This is a genomic window from Afipia sp. Root123D2 (assembly GCF_001425835.1).
GTDB lineage: Bacteria > Pseudomonadota > Alphaproteobacteria > Rhizobiales > Xanthobacteraceae > Afipia.
The window spans coordinates 171,247-192,611 of record NZ_LMDP01000004.1; the positions used below are offsets into that span (position 1 = coordinate 171,247).

Below are 21,365 nucleotides of genomic sequence, written 5' to 3' on the forward strand. Positions count from 1 at the left end.
GCCGTGCCGCGCCGATCGCGGAAGATATCAGTCGTCGGAGGCCGCCAGTGATGCCATCTCAGCGGAGGTCTGCGGGTGTTCGCGAAAATACTCGCAGACGGCGTCGCACTTGCTCTGCATGTGATCGTACATCAGCTGCCCGAGTTCATTGGCCGAACGGCGGCGCAGGGCGTCAATCATTGCCTCGTGTTCGCGCATCGCATCGCTGATCCGGTCGCGCCGCACCAGATTGGCCGAATAGCGCAGGGTGCGGACGATCGAGTTGAGGTGCGCGTAGTTCGAACTCAGCAGCGGATTGCCCGCCGCATCGACGATCGCCTGATGGATGCTCTGGTTCAGCCGGAAATACTCGGTCAATTCACGGCGAAGATAATAAGTGTACATCTCCAGATGCATCCGCTCAATATGTGCGATGCCCTCGCTGGAGATGCGTACGCAGGCCAACCGCCCGGCGACGAAATCGAGCCCGGATATCACCTCGAACAGGTTGCGGATGTCGGCTTCGGTGAACTGGCGAATGCGTGCCCCGCGATTGGGTAGCAGATCGATCAGCCCTTCGGAGGCGAGGACTTTCAGCGCTTCGCGCAGCGGTGTGCGCGAGACTTCGAATTTCTCGCACAGCTCGCGTTCCGGCACCCGGCTACCGGGAGGAAGGTTCCCCTCGGTAATGTAATCCCGCAATTGCTCCAGCAGGTCTTGATGGAGCGAAGCCGGCTGGCTCTCCACCAGCTCCAGACTCTTGATCCGCATGAGCTTATTCAAGATCGGTCCTCCCTGTGCGACGCAATGAATTCAAAATTGAGGAATTGCTTCGCTTTGAATGCTCGCCGCACGACGCGCAGCAGTATAATTGTCTACGCAAGTCGGGTTTAGCGTAATTATCTGTTGCAAGGTAGTCCCTTCTGGATACAGTCGGCCCGACTCTGGAAAATTCTCCAGGAATTTTGAATTCAAAAATGGGCGAGGAAGCGAGCCATGGTCGTTCACACGGGACGTCATTTTCTTCAGATCCCAGGCCCGAGCAACGTGCCGGATCGCGTTCTGCGAGCGATGGACATGCCGACCATCGACCATCGGGGGCCGGAGTTTGCCGAGATGGCTTTCGGCATTCTCGAGAACTGCAAGGCTATCTTCCGCACCAAAGGTCCTGTGATCATTTATCCGGCGTCCGGCACCGGCGCGTGGGAGGCGGCGATCGTCAACACGCTGTCGCCCGGCGACAAGGTGCTGATGACGGAAACGGGCCAGTTCTCGACGCTCTGGAAGAACCTTGCCGGCAGGCTTCAGGTCGATGTCGAAGTCATTCCCGGCGACTGGCGGCATGGTGCAAGCGCCACCGAGATCGAGGCGCGGCTGGTTGCCGACAAGCAGCACGCCATCAAGGCCGTAATGGTGGTTCACAATGAGACCTCTACAGGTGTCACGAGCCACATTCCTGAAGTCCGCAAGGCTATCGATCGCGCCAAGCATCCAGCCTTGTTCATGGTCGATACCATTTCGTCGCTCGGCTCGATCGTTTACGAACACGATGCGTGGGGCGTCGACGTTACCGTGGCCGGTTCGCAGAAGGGCCTGATGCTGCCGCCGGGCCTGAGCTTCAACGCGGTCTCCGACAAGGCGCTTGCTGCCACGAAGACCAGCAAGATGCCGCGCGCCTATTGGGGCTGGAGCGAAATCATCGAAGCCAACAAGGCCGGTTCGTGGCCATACACGCCTGCCACCAATCTCCTCTACGGTCTGAAGGAGGCCATCGCGATGCTACAGGAGGAGGGGCTGGACAATGTTTTCGCCCGCCACCTGCGCCATGCGGCGGCAACCCGTGCGGCGGTTCGCGCATGGGGGCTGGAAGTTTTCTGCGCCGATCCTTCCGAGTATTCCGCAGTCACCACCGCTGTGCTGGTTCCCGAGGGGCATGACGCCGATCATTTCCGCAAGGTGACGCTCGAACATTTCGACATGTCGCTCGGCACCGGCCTTGCCAAGCTCAAGGGCAAGGTGTTCCGCATCGGCCATCTCGGTCACTTCAACGATCTGATGCTGATGGGTACGCTCGCCGGTGTGGAGATGGGACTCGATCTCGCCGGGATTCCGCACAAGGCCGGCGGTTTGCTGGCTGCGATGGATGTTCTCAAGGGCAAGGACGTCGTTCCGATGCAGAGATCGGCGGTCGCGTAGCGACTGCGGATGTTGACTTTCCGCAACGTATTCAGCGGGACAAAAGCAAAAAAGCGACGAACAACAATGGCCGGCGATTAGCCGGCCGATCCAACAAGGGAGAGAGTGTATGCGAAACGCAATCAAGGTTGCCGCAGCGGCGGCAATGACAATCTGCGGCGCGACCGGCGCCAGCGCCTGGGAGCCGACCAAGGCCGTCGAAATCGTCGTCGCCGCAGGCGCAGGCGGCGCTTCGGATCAGATGGCGCGCATGATGCAGGCCGCGATTCAGAAGAACAAGCTGATGAAGGCCCCGGTTGTCGTCTCGCTCAAGGGCGGCGCCTCCGGTGCGGAAGCGCTGATCTACATGAAGACGGGCGAGGGCGATCCCAACAAGGTTCTCATTGCGTATTCGCTGATCTACATGCTGCCGTTGTCGGCCAAGATTCCGTTCAACTGGCGCGAGCTTACGCCGGTGTCGATCATTGCATTCGACCAGTTCGTGCTGTGGGACAATGCGGATGGTCCGAAGTCGGTGAAGGACTTCATCGAGGCCGCGAAGAAGTCGGGCACGCCGTTCAAGATGGGCGGCACCGGCTCCAAGCGCGAAGATCACGTGCTGACCGTTTTCATGGAAAAGAAGACCGGCGCCAAGTTCACCTATCTGCCCTACAAGTCGGGCGGCGAGGCGGCGACACAACTCGTCGGCAAGCACACGGAATCCAACGTCAACAATCCTTCGGAAAACCTTGAAGTCTGGCGCGCCGGCCAGGTGAATGCGCTGTGCGTGTTCGACAAGGAGCGTATCTCGTACAAGACCAAGGTCACCGAGACCAAGTCGTGGAACGATATTCCGACCTGCAAGGAATCAGGCCTGGATATGGATTACCTGATGCTGCGCGCCATGTTCCTGCCCGGCAAGGTGACCGCCGAACAGACTGCGTTCTACGAGGACCTGTTCAAGAAGATCACTCAGACCACCGAGTACAAGGAGTACATGGAGAAGCAGGCGCTCAAGCCCGCCTTCATCGTCGGCAAGGACATGGTCAAGTTTCTTGAGCAGGACGACAAGGTCAACAAGGACCTGATGACCGAAGCTGGCTTCGTCGCGAAGTAACGCTTCACTCGATGACGCCGGGCAGGCTGCAATCCGCGGCCTGTCCGGCGCTCTTGCCAGATTATTCCAATTTCCGCCGGTGTCTGCATGACCAACTCTGAAATGGAAATCGTCGTCGAGGATCCGACCGCGCCCGCGGACGATTCTCCAGTCGTCGTCACCACGCGCACCGTCGATATCGTCACGATGCTCGTGTTGATGGCCTTCTCGCTGCTGATGGCTTACGACAACTGGCGCACCGGTATCTCGTGGGCGCCCGATGGGCCGGAGGCCGGCTACTTCCCGTTCTATTTGTCGATGATCATGCTGCTCGCGGCGCTTTACGGCGTGGTCATGTCGCTGTTCGCGCGCCGTGATGCTGGGGGCAACGAGGAGCATGTCTTCGTCACGCGCGACCAGTTGCGCCGCGTGGCGCTGGTGTTCGTGCCGACCGTTGCTTTCTGCATCGCGACGCAGTGGCTCGGTCTTTATGTCGCGAGCTTCCTGCTCGTGACCGGCTTCATGCGGCTGATCGGAAAGATCCCGCTCTGGAAGTCCTTCGTCACCGGTTTCGTGTTCTCGGTCCTCATGTTTGTGACCTTTGAGATTGCGTTCGACGTCATTATGCCGAAGGGGCCGCTCGAAGCCCTGTTCGGCTACTAGGAGCCGGATCGATGGAAGCGTTATCGCTGCTGCTTCACGGCTTTTCCGTTCTGCTGACGTGGAAGCTGCTGTCCCTGATGGTCATCGGCCTCGTGCTCGGCATTTTTGTCGGCGTGCTGCCCGGTCTTGGCGGTCCGAACGGTGTGGCTATCCTGCTGCCGCTGACTTTCACGATGGAGCCGACCTCGGCGATCGTGATGCTGTCGTGCATCTATTGGGGCGCGCTGTTCGGTGGTGCGATCACCTCGATCCTGTTCAATATTCCGGGTGAGGCGTGGTCGGTCGCGACCACGTTCGACGGCTATCCGATGGCCCAGCAGGGCCGGGCAGCAGAAGCGCTGACTGCGGCGTTCACGTCGTCGTTTATCGGTTCGCTGTGCGCAGTGATGCTGATTACGTTTCTCGCGCCCAGTATCGCGACCTTCGCACTGAGATTCGGTCCGCCTGAGTTTTTTGCGGTTTACCTTTTGACCTTCTGTTCGTTCGTGGGCCTCGGCCGCGAGGAGAAGCACAAGACCATCATTTCGATGGCGCTGGGCCTGCTGCTTGCCGGTGTCGGCATGGATACGGTGTCCGGCACATTGCGCATGACGTTCGGGTCGAGCGATCTTCTGCGCGGCATCAACTTCCTGGTCGCGGTGATCGGCCTGTTTGGCATCAGCGAAATCCTGCTGACGATGGAAGAGCGGCTGGCGCTCAAGGGTCATGCCGCCGCGATCAGCCTGCGCGTGGTTCTCAAGGTCTGGACCGAAATGCCGCGTTACTGGGTGACGCTGCTGCGTTCGTCCGCGATCGGCTGCTGGCTCGGTATCACCCCCGGTGGGGCCATCGCCGCGTCGTTCATGGGCTACAATCTCGCCAAGCGGTTCTCGAAGGATAAGGAGAGCTTCGGCAAGGGCCGAATCGAGGGTGTGTTCGCGCCCGAAACTGCCGCTCATGCTTCGGGCACCGCAGCGCTGCTGCCGATGCTTGCGCTCGGAATTCCGGGATCGGGTACTGCCGCAATTCTGCTTGGCGGATTGATGGTGTGGGGTCTCAATCCCGGTCCGTTGCTGTTCGTCGAGCACAAGGATTTCGTCTGGGGTCTGATCGCATCAATGTATCTCGGCAACGTGGTCGGCCTTGTGATCGTGCTGGCGACGGTGCCGGTGTTCGCGGCGATTCTGCGTGTGCCGTTCGCGGCCATCGCGCCGATGATCGTGGTGTCGTGTGCGATCGGCGCGTTCGCGATCCAGAATGCGATGTTCGATATCTGGCTGATGTTGGTGTTCGGCGTGGTCGGCTATGTGTTCAAGAAGATCGGCATTCCGCTGGCCCCGTTCACGCTGGCACTGGTCCTCGGCAACCGGGCGGAGGACGCCTTCCGCCTGTCGATGATCGGGTCAGGCGGCGAGGTGGGCGTGTTTTGGTCGAACTGGCTGGTCGGGTCGATAACCTCGCTGGCCATCGTACTGCTGTTCTGGCCGCTGATTGATCGACTCTTTTCAAGCGCAGGACAGCTGTTGCGGCCTGCCAAGGCATAAGAATACTCAGATACCTCTGCCAGAACTTCAGTTTCAAAGTTCTGGCAGAGCCTCGGAAAAGTTCCTTTTTTGCACTGCAAAATATCGTTGACCTCGTCAAAGTGAGTGCTTACTCATCCCCGGATGAGCACCAAGCGACTGACAGGCGACATGCGCCGGCGCCAGATTCTGGACGCTGCAAAGGGCTGTTTTGCCCGCCATGGTTTTGCCGGAACCACAACTAAGAGTGTCGCGGCTGCGGCGGGAATTTCGGAAGGGTTGCTGTTCAAGCACTTTCCGACCAAGGCGGCGCTTTATGCCGAAATTCTCGCGGAGGCATGCGAGACCGATCCGGCGTTGAATCGGCTGCTTGGTCTTGAGCCGTCGACGGCAACGCTCGTCGTTCTCATCAGGGATATGGTGCGGCATTTTCTCAGTGCCTTCACCACCGCCGATCAGGAGGAGGCGCAGCGGTTCAGGCTGCTGATCTCGAGTTATCTCGACGACGGAGAATTTGCGCGGCTGCTCTTCGAGAAAATCGGAGCTCTGATTGCCCCGGTTTTTACAGCTTCGCTGGATCGCGCGATCGCGGACGGGGATGCCGTGCGCGTCGCCGCAAAGCCACTCGATCTGTTCTGGTTTTCCCATCATCTGGTACAGATGGTGGCTTTGACGAGGCTGCCGCGTGCGCCGTCCTTGCCATACCCGGAGGACGGCGATCTCGAACGGCAGTTGTGTGATTTCATTCTACGGGGAATCGGACTAAGCGGTGCGGCGGTCGCGCTTCACCTTGACCCGAAATCCTTGGATCGCGTGCAAACAAAGATTGCAGAAAGTGCCTGATATGACGATGTCGACCGAGGCTCCAGTCACCGATCGATCGCCCGAGAAAAAGCCGCTTTCCGGCTCCGGCCCCGGCAAAAGCCGCGTGCGGACCAGGCGCTGGTTCATCATCGTGGGTTCGATTCTGCTCGTGGTCGTTGGCCTGTTCTACGGCTTCAACGCCTTTCGGAGCCACATGATCGCGCAGTTCTTCGCGAACAACAAGCCGCCGCCGGTAACGGTCAGTGTTGCCGAGGCCAAGCAGGAGACGTTGCCGCATCTGCTGAAAGGCATCGGCGATCTGGCTGCCGTTCACCAGGTGGATGTGTCGTCGGACGTCAGCGGCCGCGTGACCGAGATCAAGTTCACGGCCGGAACGTCGGTCAAGAAAGGCGATCCGCTGGTTCAGTTGTTCGATGAGCCTGAGCAGGCCGACCTTGCAAGTTACAAGGCGCAGACGGTTGCCACACTGCTTGCGCTCGATCGCGCCAAGACCTTGCTCGCCAAATCGTTTGGCCCGCAGGCGACGGTCGATCAGGCACAATCTGCCTATGATCAGGCTGCCGCCGGCGTCGCCAAGACCGAAGCGGTGATTTCGCAAAAGCTGGTGCGCGCCCCGTTCAACGGCGAACTCGGTGTGCGGAAGGTCGAGGTCGGTCAATATCTCAGTGCCGGCACGCAGATCGTGTCGTTGACGGACTTGTCGAGGGTCTACGTGAATTTCACGGCGACGGAAAAGGATCGTGCGATCCTCAAGGAAGGACAGACAGTCCAGATCGAGGTCGACGCCTATCCCGGCAGGAAGTTCGAGGGCAAGATCACCACCATCGAGCCGCAGATCAGTAGCGACACCCGCAATATCAGGCTGCAGGGCACGATCGACAATCCCGAGAAGCTGCTGAAGCCCGGCATGTTCGCGACCACGGCCGTTGTGCTGCCGCCGGAAGCGCCGGTTGTGACGGTCCCTGAGACCGCGGTTGACTACACGCTGTATGGCGACTCGGTATTCCTCATCAAGGAAACCAAGGGTCAGGACGGCAAGTCGTCGCTGACGGCGGTACGTGAGCCGGTGACTGTCGGAACGCGTCATGATGGACGCGTTGCCATTGTAAAGGGTCTCAAGGCTGGCGATCGCGTTGTCGCCGTCGGACAGTTGAAGTTGCAGTCCGGCGCCGCCGTGGATCTTTCGAAGGACCCCGGTCCTCCGATTCCAGCAACGCCGCCGCGTTACTAAGCCAGTACGGAGCACGCGCAAAATGGCGTTTACCGACATTTTCATCAAGCGGCCGGTGTTGGCACTGGTCGTCAGCCTGCTGATCCTGCTGATCGGCTTCAAGGCGGCGACCAGCCTGCCGATCCGGCAGTATCCGAAGCTGTCGAACACCGTTGTGACCGTCACGACGGTGTATCCGGGCGCGTCTCCCGACCTGATGCAGGGCTTCATCACCCAGCCGATCGAGCAGGCAGTGGCGTCGGCGGAAGGCGTGGACTACATCACGTCATCGTCGGTGCAGGGCACCAGCACGATTACCGTTTACGTCAAACTCAATTTCGACCCGAACCAGGCGTTGACCGAAGTTCTCGCCAAGGTGAATTCGGTCAAATACCTGATCCCGAAGGAAGCGAACGACCCGGTCATCGTGAAATCGACCGGCCAGACTACGGCCGTGATGTATCTCGGCTTCTCGAGCGATCAACTCGGCGGCCCGGCGATTTCCGATTACCTCACCCGCGTCGTGCAGCCGATCCTGTCGACAGTTGAAGGTGTGGCGTCTGCCGATATTCTCGGCGGCCAGACCTTTGCGATGCGTTTGTGGCTCGATCCGGCGCGAATGGCCGGACGCGGCGTCTCTGCCGCGGATATCGCCGCGGCGATCCAGGCCAACAACTATCAGGCCGCGGCCGGACAGACCAAGGGCTACTACATCGTCTCCAACGTGACGACCAATACCGACCTGAACAATGTCGACCAGTTCAAGCGCATGGTGATCAAGGCCAAGGACGGCGGCCTTGTGCGCATGGAAGATGTGGCTACCGTCGATCTGGATGCACAGAGCACCGATGCGAGTGTCGCGCTCAACGGTCAGCATGCCATCTTCATTGGCGTGCAGTCGACGCCGCAAGGCAATCCGCTCAACATCGTCAAGGGCGTGCGGGCCTTGTTCCCGGACATCGAGCGCAATCTGCCGCCCACGCTCAAGATGACCGTCGCTTACGACTCGACCAAATTCATTCAGTCGTCGATCGACGAGGTCGAAAAGACGCTGGGTGAAGCGGTTCTCATCGTTATCGTCGTGATCTTCCTGTTCCTGGCATCCTTCCGGTCCGTCATCATTCCGGTGGTGACGATACCGCTGTCGCTGATCGGTGTTTGCTCGCTGATGCTGGTGATGGGATTCAGCCTCAATCTGCTGACGCTGTTGGCGATGGTGCTGGCCATCGGCTTGGTGGTCGACGACGCGATCGTGGTGGTGGAGAATATCCACCGCCATCTCGAAGAAGGGAAATCACCGGTTCAAGCTTCGCTGCAAGGTGCGCGAGAGATCGTCGGGCCGGTCATTTCGATGACGATCACGCTGGCCGCGGTCTATGCGCCGATCGGGTTCTTAGGTGGATTGACGGGTTCGCTGTTCCGCGAATTTGCGTTTACGCTAGCCGGCGCCGTGATCGTGTCGGGCGTCATCGCGCTGACGCTGTCGCCGATGATGTGCTCGGTTCTGCTCAATCATGTCGAACAGGGCCGGTTCGCGAAGAAAGTCGATACGGTGTTCCGGTCGATGACGCGGGGCTATGGCCGGCTGCTCGACCGCTCGCTCGACTATCGTCCGGTCACCGCGCTGTTTGCCGTGGTGATTCTCGGGCTGGTTGGATTCCTTTACATGAACACCAGCAAGGAATTGGCGCCGGAAGAAGATCAGGGCATCCTGTTCTCGGTGACCAAGTCGCCCAAGTACGCCAACATCGACTACGCCAATTATTACGGTGAGAAGCTCGATCACGCGTTCGCGAAGTTTCCGGAAACCGACCTGAGATTCATCCTCAACGGTGTGCCGACGCCTGGTCAGGGTATCGCGGGCATGATCCTGAAGCCATGGGATGAGCGTACGCGCTCCTCGACGTCGCTAAAACAGGACGTTCAGAACGAACTCAACAAGATCGAAGGCACTCAGGCTTTCGTCTTTAACCTGCCGCCGCTGCCGGGCGGGCCAGGTGGCCTGCCGGTGCAGATGGTCATCAATTCGACCAACGGCTTCCAGCAGGTCTATGAGCAGATGGAGAAGCTGAAGGCTGCCGCGCGCCAAAGCGGCTTGTTCATCGTTTCCGACAGCGACCTCAACTTCAACCAGCCGGTGGTCCGGGTAAAGATCGATCGCGTGAAGGCGAGCGATCTCGGGATCAACATGGCGTCGGTCGGCAACACGCTCGCGTTGATGCTTGGCGGCAATTATATCAACCGCTTCAATCTGCAGGGCCGTTCGTATCAGGTGATCCCGCAGGTGCCGCGCGAATTGCGAATCTCGCCGGAGGCGCTTGAGCGCTTCTATGCTACGACATCGACCGGGCAGCAGGTGCCTCTTTCAACGATCGTGTCGGTGGAAAACGCGACCGATCCGAACGCGCTGACGCATTACAACCAGCTCAACTCCGCAACCTTCCAGGCGGTGCCGATGCCCGGCGTGACTGTCGGCAAGGCTGTCGAGTTCCTGGAGAGCGAGGCCAAGAAGCTGCCAGCGGGATATAGCCACGACTATCTGGCCGACTCCCGGCAATATGTGCAGGAAGGCAATCAGCTTGCAGTCGCGTTCGGGTTTGCGCTCATCATCATCTTCCTGGTGCTGGCGGCGCAGTTCGAAAGTCTGCGCGATCCGCTGGTCATCCTGATCAGCGTGCCGATGGCGATCAGTGGAGCGCTTATTCCGCTGTTCTTCGGGCTGGCGACGATCAACATCTATACCCAGGTCGGATTGCTGACGTTGATCGGGCTGATCAGTAAGCACGGCATCCTGATGGTGGAGTTCGCCAACGAGCTTCAGCTCAAGGAAGGCCTCGATCGCCGCTCCGCCATCGAGCAGGCGGCGCGGGTTCGGCTGCGGCCGATCCTGATGACGACGGCGGCGATGGTCACCGGCCTGCTGCCGCTGTTGACCGCGAGCGGAGCGGGCGCTGCGAGCCGGTTCTCGATCGGTCTCGTCGTCGTTTCCGGCATGTCGATCGGGACGCTGTTCACGCTGTTCGTGCTGCCGGCGGTTTACGTCGCGATCGCAACCGACCATTCGCGCAATGCCCAATCGCAGCGTGCGAAGGACATCGCGGATTTCGAACTCAGCAGGGCATAAGGTTTAATCGGTCAGGCTTTTTCGCCAAGCAACGTCAAAGTGGCCCGCTCGAATTTTTCGAGCGGGCCTTTGTTTTTCAGACTTGTTTGCTTCAGGAGGGTGCGGTGGTCTGCGCCCGCGTCGGCTGCGCGTTGCGCAAGGGCATCGTCTTCGAGCATCCCGACGACGATATCGGATGAAATACGAGTTGCCGGATCGTAGCCGGGAATCGTGCGCCCCAATCCGGCTCGCGCCAGCGCCCGGCCGTTCAACTCCTGCTCGATATGTCCGGCGATGATCAATTGTGGGACGCCGGCGGCGATGGCGTGGGAGGCAACGCCGCTGCCGCCGAGATGGACGGTCAGACGGGCGTGGGATAGCGCATCGGTGAGCGCGAACGGTTGATCATAAATCTGCGCGCCGGACATCGTCAGATCGGTGCGTTCTGCGTCGGACAGTTCAGATGCGTGGATGTGAACACGCGGCGCGAACGGTCGCAGCGCATCGACGATGTCGCGATGGATTGCGACGCCGGGCGCGAGATAGACGAGGATGCGATCGGCATCGGCGCGACGCGGGAGAGGAGGGTGATCGAGAGCCGGGCTATCGACAGGCTCGATCCGCTCCGATGCATAGGGATCGAGGAGAGGGAATGTTTCGACGATGCGCGCGTCGGCTTCGAACAGTTGCGTCAGGCGGCCGAGCCGCTGTGCGCCGACCGATCTGGCTGCATTGTTGACGGCTGCAAGCACGTCGGCCTCATCCCAACGCGGCGGAGCAAGATCGTGCAATGGCGGGAATTTTGCCATCTCGCTCGGCGGCAGGCTGAAGCCATTGCCGATCAGGATCATCGGAATTCGTCCGCGCGCGACCAGTGCCGCCGCAGGAGCATAGTCGCCGATAACGAGATCCGGCCGAACTGCCGCAATGATCTCGCTCCACTGCCGCAGCACCTCGGTGAAGGCGGCCTCGTTCATCAAGCCGCATTCGGCGAGATTGTCACCCATGGTGGCGGAAGACCCGGCCTGACGTTGCGCCGAACTGAGCCAGTCTCCCGGCCATGGTGGGGCCTGGAGGATCGCGACGCCAAGATCGAGCAGACCTTGCGCGGCCACGTAGTTTCTCACCACGGCGATAAGCCGCACGTCGTGACGTCGAAGGCTGGCCGCGTAGCGCCGCAACGCGACGGCATGGCCTGTTCCTGCACCGAGCTCCCAAGCCAGAAGAGCTGTTTTCATAAAGGGAGTATCCGCGCGCGGCTCGCAAAAATCAGATTCGAAAGTGCAACCAATTCCGCCGTCATCACACAAGGCCCGGATGCGATAAAGAACGAGCGGCGATTGTGAAATCGCCCTCTCTCACCAGCGCAGGATGCAGGATTAAGTTTAAGTCCCACAAGTGTTTTTCCGGGCGGCGTTCGCGCTATTCCGCCTTTCGGACGCGCGTGTTGGCTGCATCCACCGAGTGGACAAAGTGTCGCAGTGCACCTGCGAAGCACGCGTTTTCCTGCCGTCGTGTGATAAATCCGCCACGGAATCCGAAAGGGCGACCGTTGAATGGGCGGTATTTTTATGATTGTTGAACCTATTGGCCCTTGGGCGAGACTATTTCATCATGAGTTTGCGTTTACATTTGATGATTGCTGTTCACCGCGCGTTGCGGGCGCGTGGGCTTGTGCCGTTCGTTCTCTCGGCGTTCGTCGGGCTTTGCGCTCAAACCGCGGCCGTCAGCGCACAGGATGCAACAGAGCAGCAGCGGCTGTTCGAGCAGATGGTGCGGCAGCCGTCCAATCATGAACTGACATTTGATTTCGTGCGCGTGGCAACTGCACGCGGCGACTACGAAGCGGCGATCGGCGCACTTGAACGCCTGATGTTCTACAATCCGAAACTGACGCGCGTAAAATACGAGCTGGGCGCGCTGTATTTCCGGCTTGGCTCGTATGAAATGGCCAAGCGTTATTTTCGTGAAGCGCTTGCCAGTCCCGATCTCGATCCGGTGACGCGGGTGCGGATCGAAACGTATCTCCCCGATGCAGAGAAGCAGACCCAGGCGAGCCGCCTGTCCGGTTTCGTCCAGACGGGCATTCGTTCGCAGACCAATGCGAGCTTCGCGCCGAGCACCGGCACGATCCGTCTCGGCGGACAGGATCTTGCGCTGTTGCCGACCGCCCAGAAGAAGAGCGACATCAACTGGTTCGGACTCGCGGGCATCAGTCATGACTACGACCTCGGCAACCAGCGCGGTGACGTTCTTGAAACGCGCTTCGCCGGCTATTTGACGCAGCAGCAGCACTTCGACCAGTTGAGTGTCGGTTTGTTCGACATCAGCTTCGGGCCGCGTCTTGCGCTCGCGCCGGAATATCTCCCGGGCGTGACGATCAAGCCTTACGTTGTCGGCGGCAACACCTGGATCGACGGTGCATCATATATGTCGTCGGTTGGCGCGGGCGTCGCTATCAAGGTGCCGGTCAATGACCGTTTCACGTTCGGGCCGGATTTCGAGTGGCGGCATGCCGATTTCCGGACCGGCGATGTCAATCCGGTATCCGGCTTCAATACCGGCGACTGGTACACGACCGCTCTTGCGACGTCGTTCCGGATTTCGCAAAGCGTCAATCTCGATGCACGCGGCCTCTATCGTCGCGGCGATTCAGCATTCACGTTTCAGTCATTCGATCAGTGGGCCGCGGAAGCCGCGCTGACGTTCGAGTTTGCGCCGCCGTGGGCGATGATTCCGCGTAACTGGAGCGTTTCGCCGTTCGTCAAATTCATTGAGACGAGCTTCGACGCACCCAATCCGTTCCTCGATCCGTTCACGGCCCGCCGTGACCAGCAATGGTCTGTGGGTGCCATGTTCAACGCGCCGATCACCCGAACCTTCGGCGTGTCGGCCGCGATCCAGTACGATCACGTCAATTCGTCGCTGCCGAACTACCGGCTGAATAATTTCTCGGTCATGTTCGGCCCCACGGCCCGATTCTGAGGTAATCGCCATGCATCCGCGCGTGCGTTCCTGCCTGACTCAGTTGCTGACGGTGCTGCTCTCCACCGCCGCGCCGCTCATGCGCGCGGAAGCGCAGATTGTCGGCCGCGTTACGGCCGTTAATCCGGATGCGTCCGGCACGCCGCCGGGCGCCGGTTCGCGTATGCTCGCCATCGGCACCAACGTCATCCACAAGGAGCGGGTCAAGACCTCCACCAACGGGTCGACGCAAATTCTGTTTCCCGATCAATCGACACTGAATGTCGGCCGCAACAGCAACATCGTGATCGACGAGTTCGTCTACGATCCCAACGCCGGCACCGGCAAGATGGTGGCGAGCGTCGGGAAGGGCGTGCTGCGCTTTGTCGGCGGCCAGATCAGCCACACGGCCGGCATCACTATCAAGACGCCGGTCGCGACTCTCGGTATTCGTGGCGGTGTGGCGACGGTGGTCTATCCGGTCACGCCTGACATCGCGTCGTCGATTCCGAACATTGCCAGTGGCAATGGGCAGCTCGTCATCGGGCATGTTGGGACGGTGACGATCCGCAACAACACAGGCTCGGTCACGCTGCGTCCTGGGTTTGCGGCCTACGTCACCGGCCCGAACGACCCAATCCCCGAGCCATTCCGGATTCCGGATTCGGTTCTGCAGATCATCATGGCCAAGCTGACCAGCGGTCCCGGCCAGACCGGCGGTGTGCGGGATTTGCCGACGGATTCGATGGCTGCGCGCGTGGGTTACGGGACGACCAATCTGAATGATCCGGCGCATCCGCCCGGGACTGACCCGCTCGGCTATTTCTCGATTTTCGACGGCGGCAACAGCCTGGCTCAAAACAAGTCGCAATCGAACCAGACCACCCAGACCGTGCCGCCGGCAGCAGCGCCGCCGCCGTCATCGCCTCCGCCGAGCTGCCCGCCGCTCTACGGTTGTGGCGGCATTTAATGGCCGCTTGACGATCAGCGCGGTTGAGCTGCCGATCGCGGATCGATTGGGGTTGTTCCTCGAACGCCGAGAATGTCTTCGAGCATTTTCGCACCGGCGAGCACCTGTGCTTCGCCGCGCGGCGGGCCCACGACCTGAAGACCGACTGGAAGACCTGATGCGGTGAAGCCGCAGGGGAGCGACAGGGCGGGGCAGCACACCAGCGTGATCGCGTACACGATGGCGAGCCATTCGACGTAGTTGTCGAATTTTTTCCCGGCGCATTCGGCGACATAACGCTCTTCGACCGGGAAGGCCGCGACGATGGTCGCGGGCGCCAGCAGCAGGTCGTAGGTCTCGAAGAATTTGAGCGTGCGGGCAGTCATCGCAACGCGCTGCGCTTCGGCGCGTTCGATGTCCCCCATCGTCAGCGCAAGGCCCTTTTCGATATTCCAGATCACCTCGGGCTTGAGAAGATCGCGATGCTCGCGCAGCAATGCGGCCTTGCTGATGGCGAAGTCGAAGGCACGCAGCACCTGGAAGCAATCGTGCGCTTCACGCAGATCGGGGTGCGCTTCCTCGACAATGACGCCCGACGCGGCAAGGCGTTCGGCGGCCTGTTTGGTGATTTTCGCGACCTCGGGATCGACCGGAGTGATGCCAAGGTCAGCCGAGTACGCCACACGCTTGGGCATGGTGCCGGACCGGGCGGCGGACAGGAACGATGTTGGCAATGCGGGCAGCGACAGCGGATCGGCCCGATGCTCACCCGACATCGCGTCGAGCATCAATGCCAGATCCTCGACATTGCGCGCCATCGGTCCCTGAACGCCGAGGGTACGGTCGATCTTGGAGGCCGGGGTGTGCGCCACCCGGCCGAGGCTTGGCCGCATCCCAACAATGCCGCAGAAGCTCGCGGGATTTCGCAGTGAGCCGCCCATGTCCGAGCCGTGGGCCAGCCACGCCGTACCGCTTGCGAGCGCCGCGGCGGCACCGCCGGACGAGCCCGCTGACGAGCGCGACAGATCCCACGGATTTCGCGTTGCGCCGAACACTTCATTGAAGGTGTTGGCTCCGGCTCCGAATTCGGGCGTGTTCGATTTGGCGTAGATCACCGCGCCGTTGGCTTCGAGCTTTTCGACCAGGATGTCGGATTGCTGGGGGACATGGTCCTTGAAGATCGGCGAACCTTGCGTGGTCAGCACACCCGCTACCGCTGTCAGATCCTTGATCGGGACGGGCAGTCCGGCAAGCGGACCACGCTGATCGACTGGCTTCTTCATCAGTTCGGTTGCGTGCGCGCGAGCGCGATCGAAACACAGCGTCGGCAGAGCGTTGACCTTGCCGTCAACTTCGGCGATGCGGGCTTCCAGCGTATCGAGGAGATCGAAGGGAGTGATGTCGCCGCTGCGCAGGCGATCGACGATGGCGCAAGCCGTTGCTTGCAGAAGCTCTCGATTTGGTGTCACCGGATGCCCTTATTGTTCTTGCATGGGCCCCGATCATATTTGGGCTGGTGACGGAAGGCGAGATGAATCGATTTCGCACGTGCAATGTGCGAGGTGACGTGTGGATCGCGATGATGGTCAGCTTTCGGCTGGAGCGTTTGCCGGTGGCCAGGTGCTCATGACGATACCTGCGATCTTGCGCAAATCATCGCGTGTCGCGCCGCCGCAGGCCTGTACTGCCATACCCTGAAGCACGATCGAGACGTAGCGCGCCAGCGCGCCAGCATCCGATTTTGCGTCGAGATCGCCTTCGGCAATTGCACGGGCGAAGCGTTCGCGCAGATCGTTTTCGCCGGCGTTGCGGCGGGCCATCAGTTCCTGCTTGATCGACTCGGACGCATCGCCGCAGGTCAACGCGCCCTGAACGGAAAGACAGCCGGGCGGATTGCATGGGTCGGTGACGGCATCCGCGGCACCATAGAGAAGCTGTTCAACGACACCTCGCGCGGTCGGTTGCGCCAGCGCGATGCGGACATACCCGCCGGGTCCGTTGACGTAACGATCGAGCGCTTTTCTGAACAGCACTTCCTTGTTGCCGAACGCTGCGTAGAGGCTGGGGCGGGTAATACCCATGCTCTCGGTCAGATCGGTCATCGACGCGCCTTCATAGCCCTTGCGCCAGAACACGTGCAGCGCACGATCCAGGGCTTCGTCGATGTCGAATTCGCGGGGGCGACCCATGGCCATTTTATAGCTGTCCTGGAGTTGTTCTAAATTCTGTACCTTTCGTTAGATAAGTCCCTTGACAGTCGTTGTCCATCGTCCATCTATACCGGACGTTACAGATTTGTGCGACGCAGCGTAGGGACAAATGGCGCCCGGATGAGTACGTTCCGCGCCCTTTTCGAGTCGATGACGGTGAGTCTTACAGTTAAGCGACTGTTCTCACGAGTGATTCTCGGCTGCGGCAGCCAATGGAATGAAAGATGGGGCGATGACGAAGTTTTCCTCGAATACCCGGATGTGGATCGCGGCTGTGCTGTTGCTGGTACTTGGTGCCGCTGGGGCGGCGTTTTTTTCGGCCGCGAATGATCGTGCGGTGGCTGAAGCGGCAAATGCGGCGCCCCCGCCGCTGCCGGTGTCGGTCGCGACCGTTGAACAGCGGGAGACCGCGGTTTGGGATGAATTCTCCGGCCGGCTCGAGGCCATCGAGCGGGTTGAGGTTCGCCCCCGGGTCGCCGGCGTTGTCCAGCAGGTTCACTTCCGCGAAGGCGGAATGGTGAAGCAGGGCGATTTGCTGATCCAGATCGATCCGGCCTTGTACGCTGCCGAAGTTGCCAGAACAGAGGGGCAGGTTGCCGCCGCCAAGGCGCGGCTGGTCCTGACCAAGAGCGACTATGAGCGCGGCCAACAGTTGTCTGGCTCGCAGACGATCTCGCAGCGCGATCTCGATACCCGGATCAACGCCTACCGTGAGGCCGACGCCAATCTGCGCGCCGCCGAAGCATCCCTGCAAACCGCAAAGCTCAACCTCAGCTACACGGAAGTCCGTGCACCGGTGTCGGGCCGCGTCGGAAAGCTGGAAATTACGACTGGCAACCTGATCGCCGCAGGACCTGGAGCCCCGATGCTGACCACGATCGTTTCGGTCAATCCGATCTACGCCAGTTTCAATGCGGATGAACAGGTGGTGACCCATGCCCTGAAGGCGCTGGCAGACGAGTCGATGCCGTCGGAGATTGGCCGTATCCCGGTGAAGATGGGAACCTCTGTCAGCGACGGAATGCCGTTCCAAGGGCGAATGCAGCTGATCGACAATCAGGTCGATGCGCGCACCGGCACCGTGCGGGTGCGGGCGATCTTCGACAACAGCGACGAGAGGTTGATCCCCGGTCAGTTCGTGCGGTTGCAGATGGGGATGCCTGGAAAAGAGAAGGCTCTCCTCGTCAGCGAGCGTGCCATCGGCACCGACCAGAACAAGAAGTTCGTGATGGTGGTGAGCGATGACAACAAGGCTCAATATCGCGAGGTCGCTCTCGGTGCATCGATCGATGGCCTGCGCATGGTGACGAGCGGGCTGAAACCCGGCGAGCGCATCGTGGTCAAGGGGCTTCAGCGCCTGCGGCCGGGCGCGACGATCGCGCCGCAAATGGTGGCGATGGACACTCTCTAAACGTCTCATCCGACTTTTCGAATGTCATAACGCCGCTCGCGCGAACGGCTCCTCTTTGTCCGACAGGCGGGACTACGCCATGAATTTCTCAAAATTCTTCATCGATCGTCCGATCTTCGCCGGCGTTTTGTCCGCCCTGATCTTCCTTGCAGGCCTGCTGTCGCTTCCGGCACTTCCGATCTCGGAATATCCGGAAGTCGCACCACCTATTGTTACTGTGCGCGCGCAATATCCCGGCGCCAATCCGAAGGTGATCGCCGAGTCGGTCGCGACACCGATCGAGGAGCAGATCAACGGCGTCGAGAACATGCTCTATATGAGCAGTCAGGCGACCACCGACGGGCAGATGACGCTCAACGTCACCTTCCGCCTCGGCACCGATCCCGATAAAGCCCAGCAGATGGTGCAGAATCGGGTGTCGCAGGCCGAACCGCGATTGCCCGAAGTCACGCGCCAGCTCGGCATCACCACGGTCAAGAGCTCGCCGGACATCACGCTGGTCGTGCATCTGCTGTCGCCGAACGACCGCTACGACATGACCTATCTGCGCAATTACGGCGTGCTGAACGTCAAGGACAGGCTGGCGCGTATTCAGGGCGTCGGTCAGGTCGTGATCTGGGGCGCCGGCGACTACTCGATGCGTGTCTGGCTCGACCCGCAAAAGGTCGCCGAGCGCGGGTTGTCGCCGGGAGACATCGTTCGCGAGATCAGGGCTCAGAACGTCGAGGCCGCGACCGGCACGGTCGGCGCGTCGCCGAGCGCGCCGGATGTCGAATTGCAGTTGCCGATCAACGCGCAGGGCCGGTTGAGCACAGAGGAAGAATTCGGCGACATTGTCGTCAAGACCGGCGAAAACGGCGAGATCACCCGTCTGCGAGATGTCGCTCGCATCGAACTCGGTGCCTCGGAGTATGCGCTGCGTTCGCTGCTGGATAATAAATCCGCCGTCGGCATCGGCGTGTTCCAGGCGCCCGGATCGAACGCTCTCAATATCGCCAACGACGTTCACGCGGTGATGGCGGACATCAAGCAGAACATGCCCGACGGCGTGGATTATCGCATCGCCTACGATCCGACCCGGTTCGTCCGCGCTTCGATCGAGGCGGTGGTCCATACGCTGCTGGAGGCGATCGCGCTGGTGGTGCTTGTCGTCATTCTCTTCCTGCAGACGTGGCGCGCCTCGATTATTCCGCTGGTCGCTGTTCCGATATCGATCATCGGCACCTTCGCCGTGATGTTCCTGTTCGGTTTCTCGATCAATGCACTCAGCCTGTTCGGTCTCGTGCTGGCGATCGGCATCGTTGTCGATGACGCCATCGTCGTGGTCGAGAACGTCGAACGCAATATCGAGGAGGGGCTGTCGCCGCGCGAAGCGACCTATCGCGCGATGCGCGAGGTCTCCGGCCCGATCATTGCCATCGCGCTGGTGCTTGTGGCGGTGTTCGTGCCGCTCGGCTTCATCAGCGGCCTGACCGGCCAGTTCTACAAGCAGTTCGCGATGACGATTGCGATTTCGACCGTGATTTCGGCCGTCAATTCGCTGACATTGTCTCCGGCGCTCGCGGCCTTGCTACTCAAGGGCCATAACGAGCCGAAGGATGCGCTCGGCCGCGGAATGGAAAGAGTCCTCGGCGGGTTTTTCCGGCGGTTCAATTCCGTGTTCCATCGCGGCTCGGAGGCCTATAGCGGTGGCGTCCGGCGCGCGATCTCGCGCAAGGCTGTCGTGATGAGCGTCTATGTCGCGCTGATTGCGGTCACCTTCGGCCTGTTCAAGACAGTGCCCGGCGGTTTCGTGCCAGGGCAGGACAAGCAGTATCTGATCGGTTTCGCTCAGCTTCAGGATGGTGCAACGCTGGATCGCACCGAAGACGTCATCCGGCGCATGACCGAGATCGCCAAGCAGCAGCCGGGCGTGGAGAACGCCGTGGCGTTTCCGGGCCTGTCGATCAACGGCTTCACCAACTCGTCGAGCGCAGGCATCGTGTTTTCGGTGCTGAAGCCGTTCGAGGAGCGAAAGGATCCGTCGTTGAGCGCGGTCAACATCGCGGCCGAACTCAACAAGAAGTATCTCGGCATTCAGGACGCCTTTATAGCCATGCTGCCGCCGCCGCCGGTTAACGGCCTCGGCACCACCGGCGGCTTCAAGCTGCAGATCGAGGATCGCGCAGGCCTTGGTTATGAAGCGCTGGACGCTGCCAAGAAGGCGTTCATGGCGAAGGCCGCGCAGGCACCTGAAATCACGGGGATGTTCTCGAGTTATCAGGTGAACGTGCCGCAGATCTATGCCGATATCGACCGCACCAAGGCGCGGCAGCTCGACGTGCCGATCACCAGTGTGTTTGAGACGATGCAGGTCTATCTCGGCTCGCTCTACGTCAACGACTTCAACAAGTTCGGGCGAACCTATTCCGTGCGTGTGCAGGCCGATGCCAAATACCGCGCGCGGCCGGACGATATCGGCCAGCTGAAGGTCCGCTCCAATTCGGGCGAGATGATTCCGCTGTCGGTGTTGCTAAAGGTGAAGTCCAGCGCGGGGCCGGAAAGTGCGATGCGCTACAACGGCTTCCTCGCCGCCGATATCAATGGCAACACCGCGCAGGGCTATTCGACGGGCCAGTCGCAGGCTGCAGTCGCGCGGATCGCCAAGGAGGTCGTCCCCAAAGGCATCGATTATGAGTGGACCGACCTGACCTATCAGGAGATCATCGCGGGCAACACATCGCTGTACGTGTTTCCCATCGTGCTGTTTTTGGTGTTCCTGGTGCTGGCCGCGCAATACGAGAGTCTCGCGCTGCCGCTGGCCATCATCATGATCGTGCCGATGGGCTTGCTGGCGGCGATGTTCGGTGTCTGGATCACCGGCAGCGACAACAACGTATTCACGCAGATCGGTTTGTTCGTCCTTGTCGGCCTATCGGCGAAGAATGCGATCCTGATCGTGGAGTTCGCGCGCGAACTTGAGTTCGCCGGGCGCACGCCGATCGCGGCCGCGATCGAGGCCAGCCGGCTGCGGCTGCGTCCGATCCTGATGACGTCGATGGCGTTCATCATGGGCGTGGTGCCGCTGGTGACATCGACCGGCGCAGGCGCGGAAATGCGTCACGCCATGGGCGTCGCGGTGTTCTCGGGCATGATTGGGGTGACCGGATTTGGCATCTTCTTCACGCCGGTGTTCTATGTGTTGCTGCGTGCGGTTACCGGCAACAAGCCGCTGGTCCAGCACGGCGAAGGCACGCTGGAACCGGCCCCGGCAGCGGTGCAACACGGCTAGGCCGCCG

15 protein-coding genes are annotated in these 21,365 nt (G+C 60.7%); 11 read left to right on the plus strand and 4 right to left on the minus strand.

Annotated features, from left to right (window positions below):
- Positions 1-27: 27 nt before the first annotated feature.
- Positions 28-762, minus strand: a complete 735-nt coding sequence (locus ASC80_RS20435) for a GntR family transcriptional regulator (RefSeq protein ID WP_056301406.1) — start codon at positions 760-762, stop codon at positions 28-30.
- Between the two features lie 213 nt (positions 763-975).
- Here ASC80_RS20435 and ASC80_RS20440 point away from each other — a divergent pair, with 213 nt between their 5' ends.
- From ASC80_RS20440 to ASC80_RS20470, 7 genes are all read left to right on the plus strand, one after another.
- Positions 976-2,175 carry a pyridoxal-phosphate-dependent aminotransferase family protein gene (locus tag ASC80_RS20440; RefSeq protein WP_056301408.1) on the plus strand — a complete coding sequence of 400 codons (1,200 nt, stop codon included), beginning with the start codon at positions 976-978 and terminating at the stop codon, positions 2,173-2,175.
- Positions 2,176-2,284: 109 nt separating this feature from the next.
- Positions 2,285-3,271, plus strand: coding sequence for a Bug family tripartite tricarboxylate transporter substrate binding protein (locus ASC80_RS20445; RefSeq protein ID WP_056301409.1), 987 nt, complete (start codon positions 2,285-2,287; stop codon positions 3,269-3,271).
- 87 nt (positions 3,272-3,358) lie between these two features.
- Positions 3,359-3,913 (plus strand): tripartite tricarboxylate transporter TctB family protein, encoded by a 555-nt coding sequence (locus tag ASC80_RS20450; RefSeq protein WP_056301411.1) that lies wholly within the window; start codon positions 3,359-3,361, stop codon positions 3,911-3,913.
- Positions 3,914-3,924: 11 nt separating this feature from the next.
- Positions 3,925-5,436 carry a tripartite tricarboxylate transporter permease gene (locus tag ASC80_RS20455; protein ID WP_056301413.1) on the plus strand — a complete coding sequence of 504 codons (1,512 nt, stop codon included), beginning with the start codon at positions 3,925-3,927 and terminating at the stop codon, positions 5,434-5,436.
- Between the two features lie 123 nt (positions 5,437-5,559).
- On the plus strand, positions 5,560-6,258 hold the full coding sequence (locus tag ASC80_RS20460) for a TetR/AcrR family transcriptional regulator (RefSeq protein ID WP_056301415.1): 699 nt from the start codon (positions 5,560-5,562) through the stop codon (positions 6,256-6,258).
- A gap of 1 nt (position 6,259) precedes the next feature.
- Positions 6,260-7,471 carry an efflux RND transporter periplasmic adaptor subunit gene (locus ASC80_RS20465; protein ID WP_056301416.1) on the plus strand — a complete coding sequence of 404 codons (1,212 nt, stop codon included), beginning with the start codon at positions 6,260-6,262 and terminating at the stop codon, positions 7,469-7,471.
- 22 nt (positions 7,472-7,493) lie between these two features.
- Positions 7,494-10,574, plus strand: coding sequence for a MexW/MexI family multidrug efflux RND transporter permease subunit (locus tag ASC80_RS20470; RefSeq protein WP_056301417.1), 3,081 nt, complete (start codon positions 7,494-7,496; stop codon positions 10,572-10,574).
- A gap of 11 nt (positions 10,575-10,585) precedes the next feature.
- Here the strand turns inward: ASC80_RS20470 and ASC80_RS20475 are convergent, their stop codons facing one another.
- Positions 10,586-11,791 (minus strand): glycosyltransferase, encoded by a 1,206-nt coding sequence (locus tag ASC80_RS20475; RefSeq protein WP_056301419.1) that lies wholly within the window; start codon positions 11,789-11,791, stop codon positions 10,586-10,588.
- Between the two features lie 397 nt (positions 11,792-12,188).
- On the opposite strand from ASC80_RS20475, the gene ASC80_RS20480 reads away from it, so the two are divergent.
- Both ASC80_RS20480 and ASC80_RS20485 read left to right on the plus strand, forming a co-directional pair.
- On the plus strand, positions 12,189-13,538 hold the full coding sequence (locus ASC80_RS20480; protein ID WP_244487329.1) for a tetratricopeptide repeat protein: 1,350 nt from the start codon (positions 12,189-12,191) through the stop codon (positions 13,536-13,538).
- Positions 13,539-13,548: 10 nt separating this feature from the next.
- Positions 13,549-14,487 (plus strand): FecR family protein, encoded by a 939-nt coding sequence (locus ASC80_RS20485; protein ID WP_056301421.1) that lies wholly within the window; start codon positions 13,549-13,551, stop codon positions 14,485-14,487.
- A 14-nt stretch (positions 14,488-14,501) separates the two neighbouring features.
- Here ASC80_RS20485 and ASC80_RS20490 read toward each other — a convergent pair whose 3' ends face one another.
- Positions 14,502-15,935, minus strand: a complete 1,434-nt coding sequence (locus tag ASC80_RS20490) for an amidase (protein ID WP_056301423.1) — start codon at positions 15,933-15,935, stop codon at positions 14,502-14,504.
- Positions 15,936-16,052: 117 nt separating this feature from the next.
- Positions 16,053-16,661: a TetR/AcrR family transcriptional regulator gene (locus ASC80_RS20495; protein ID WP_056301425.1), complete on the minus strand. Its 609-nt coding sequence runs from the start codon at positions 16,659-16,661 to the stop codon at positions 16,053-16,055.
- 247 nt (positions 16,662-16,908) lie between these two features.
- Between ASC80_RS20495 and ASC80_RS20500 the strand changes: the two genes are divergently transcribed.
- Both ASC80_RS20500 and ASC80_RS20505 read left to right on the plus strand, forming a co-directional pair.
- A complete protein-coding gene (locus tag ASC80_RS20500) occupies positions 16,909-18,087 on the plus strand; it encodes an efflux RND transporter periplasmic adaptor subunit (RefSeq protein ID WP_056301794.1) in 1,179 nt (392 codons plus the stop codon).
- Between the two features lie 79 nt (positions 18,088-18,166).
- Positions 18,167-21,358 (plus strand): efflux RND transporter permease subunit, encoded by a 3,192-nt coding sequence (locus ASC80_RS20505; protein WP_056301427.1) that lies wholly within the window; start codon positions 18,167-18,169, stop codon positions 21,356-21,358.
- The last annotated feature ends 7 nt before the right edge of the window (positions 21,359-21,365 follow it).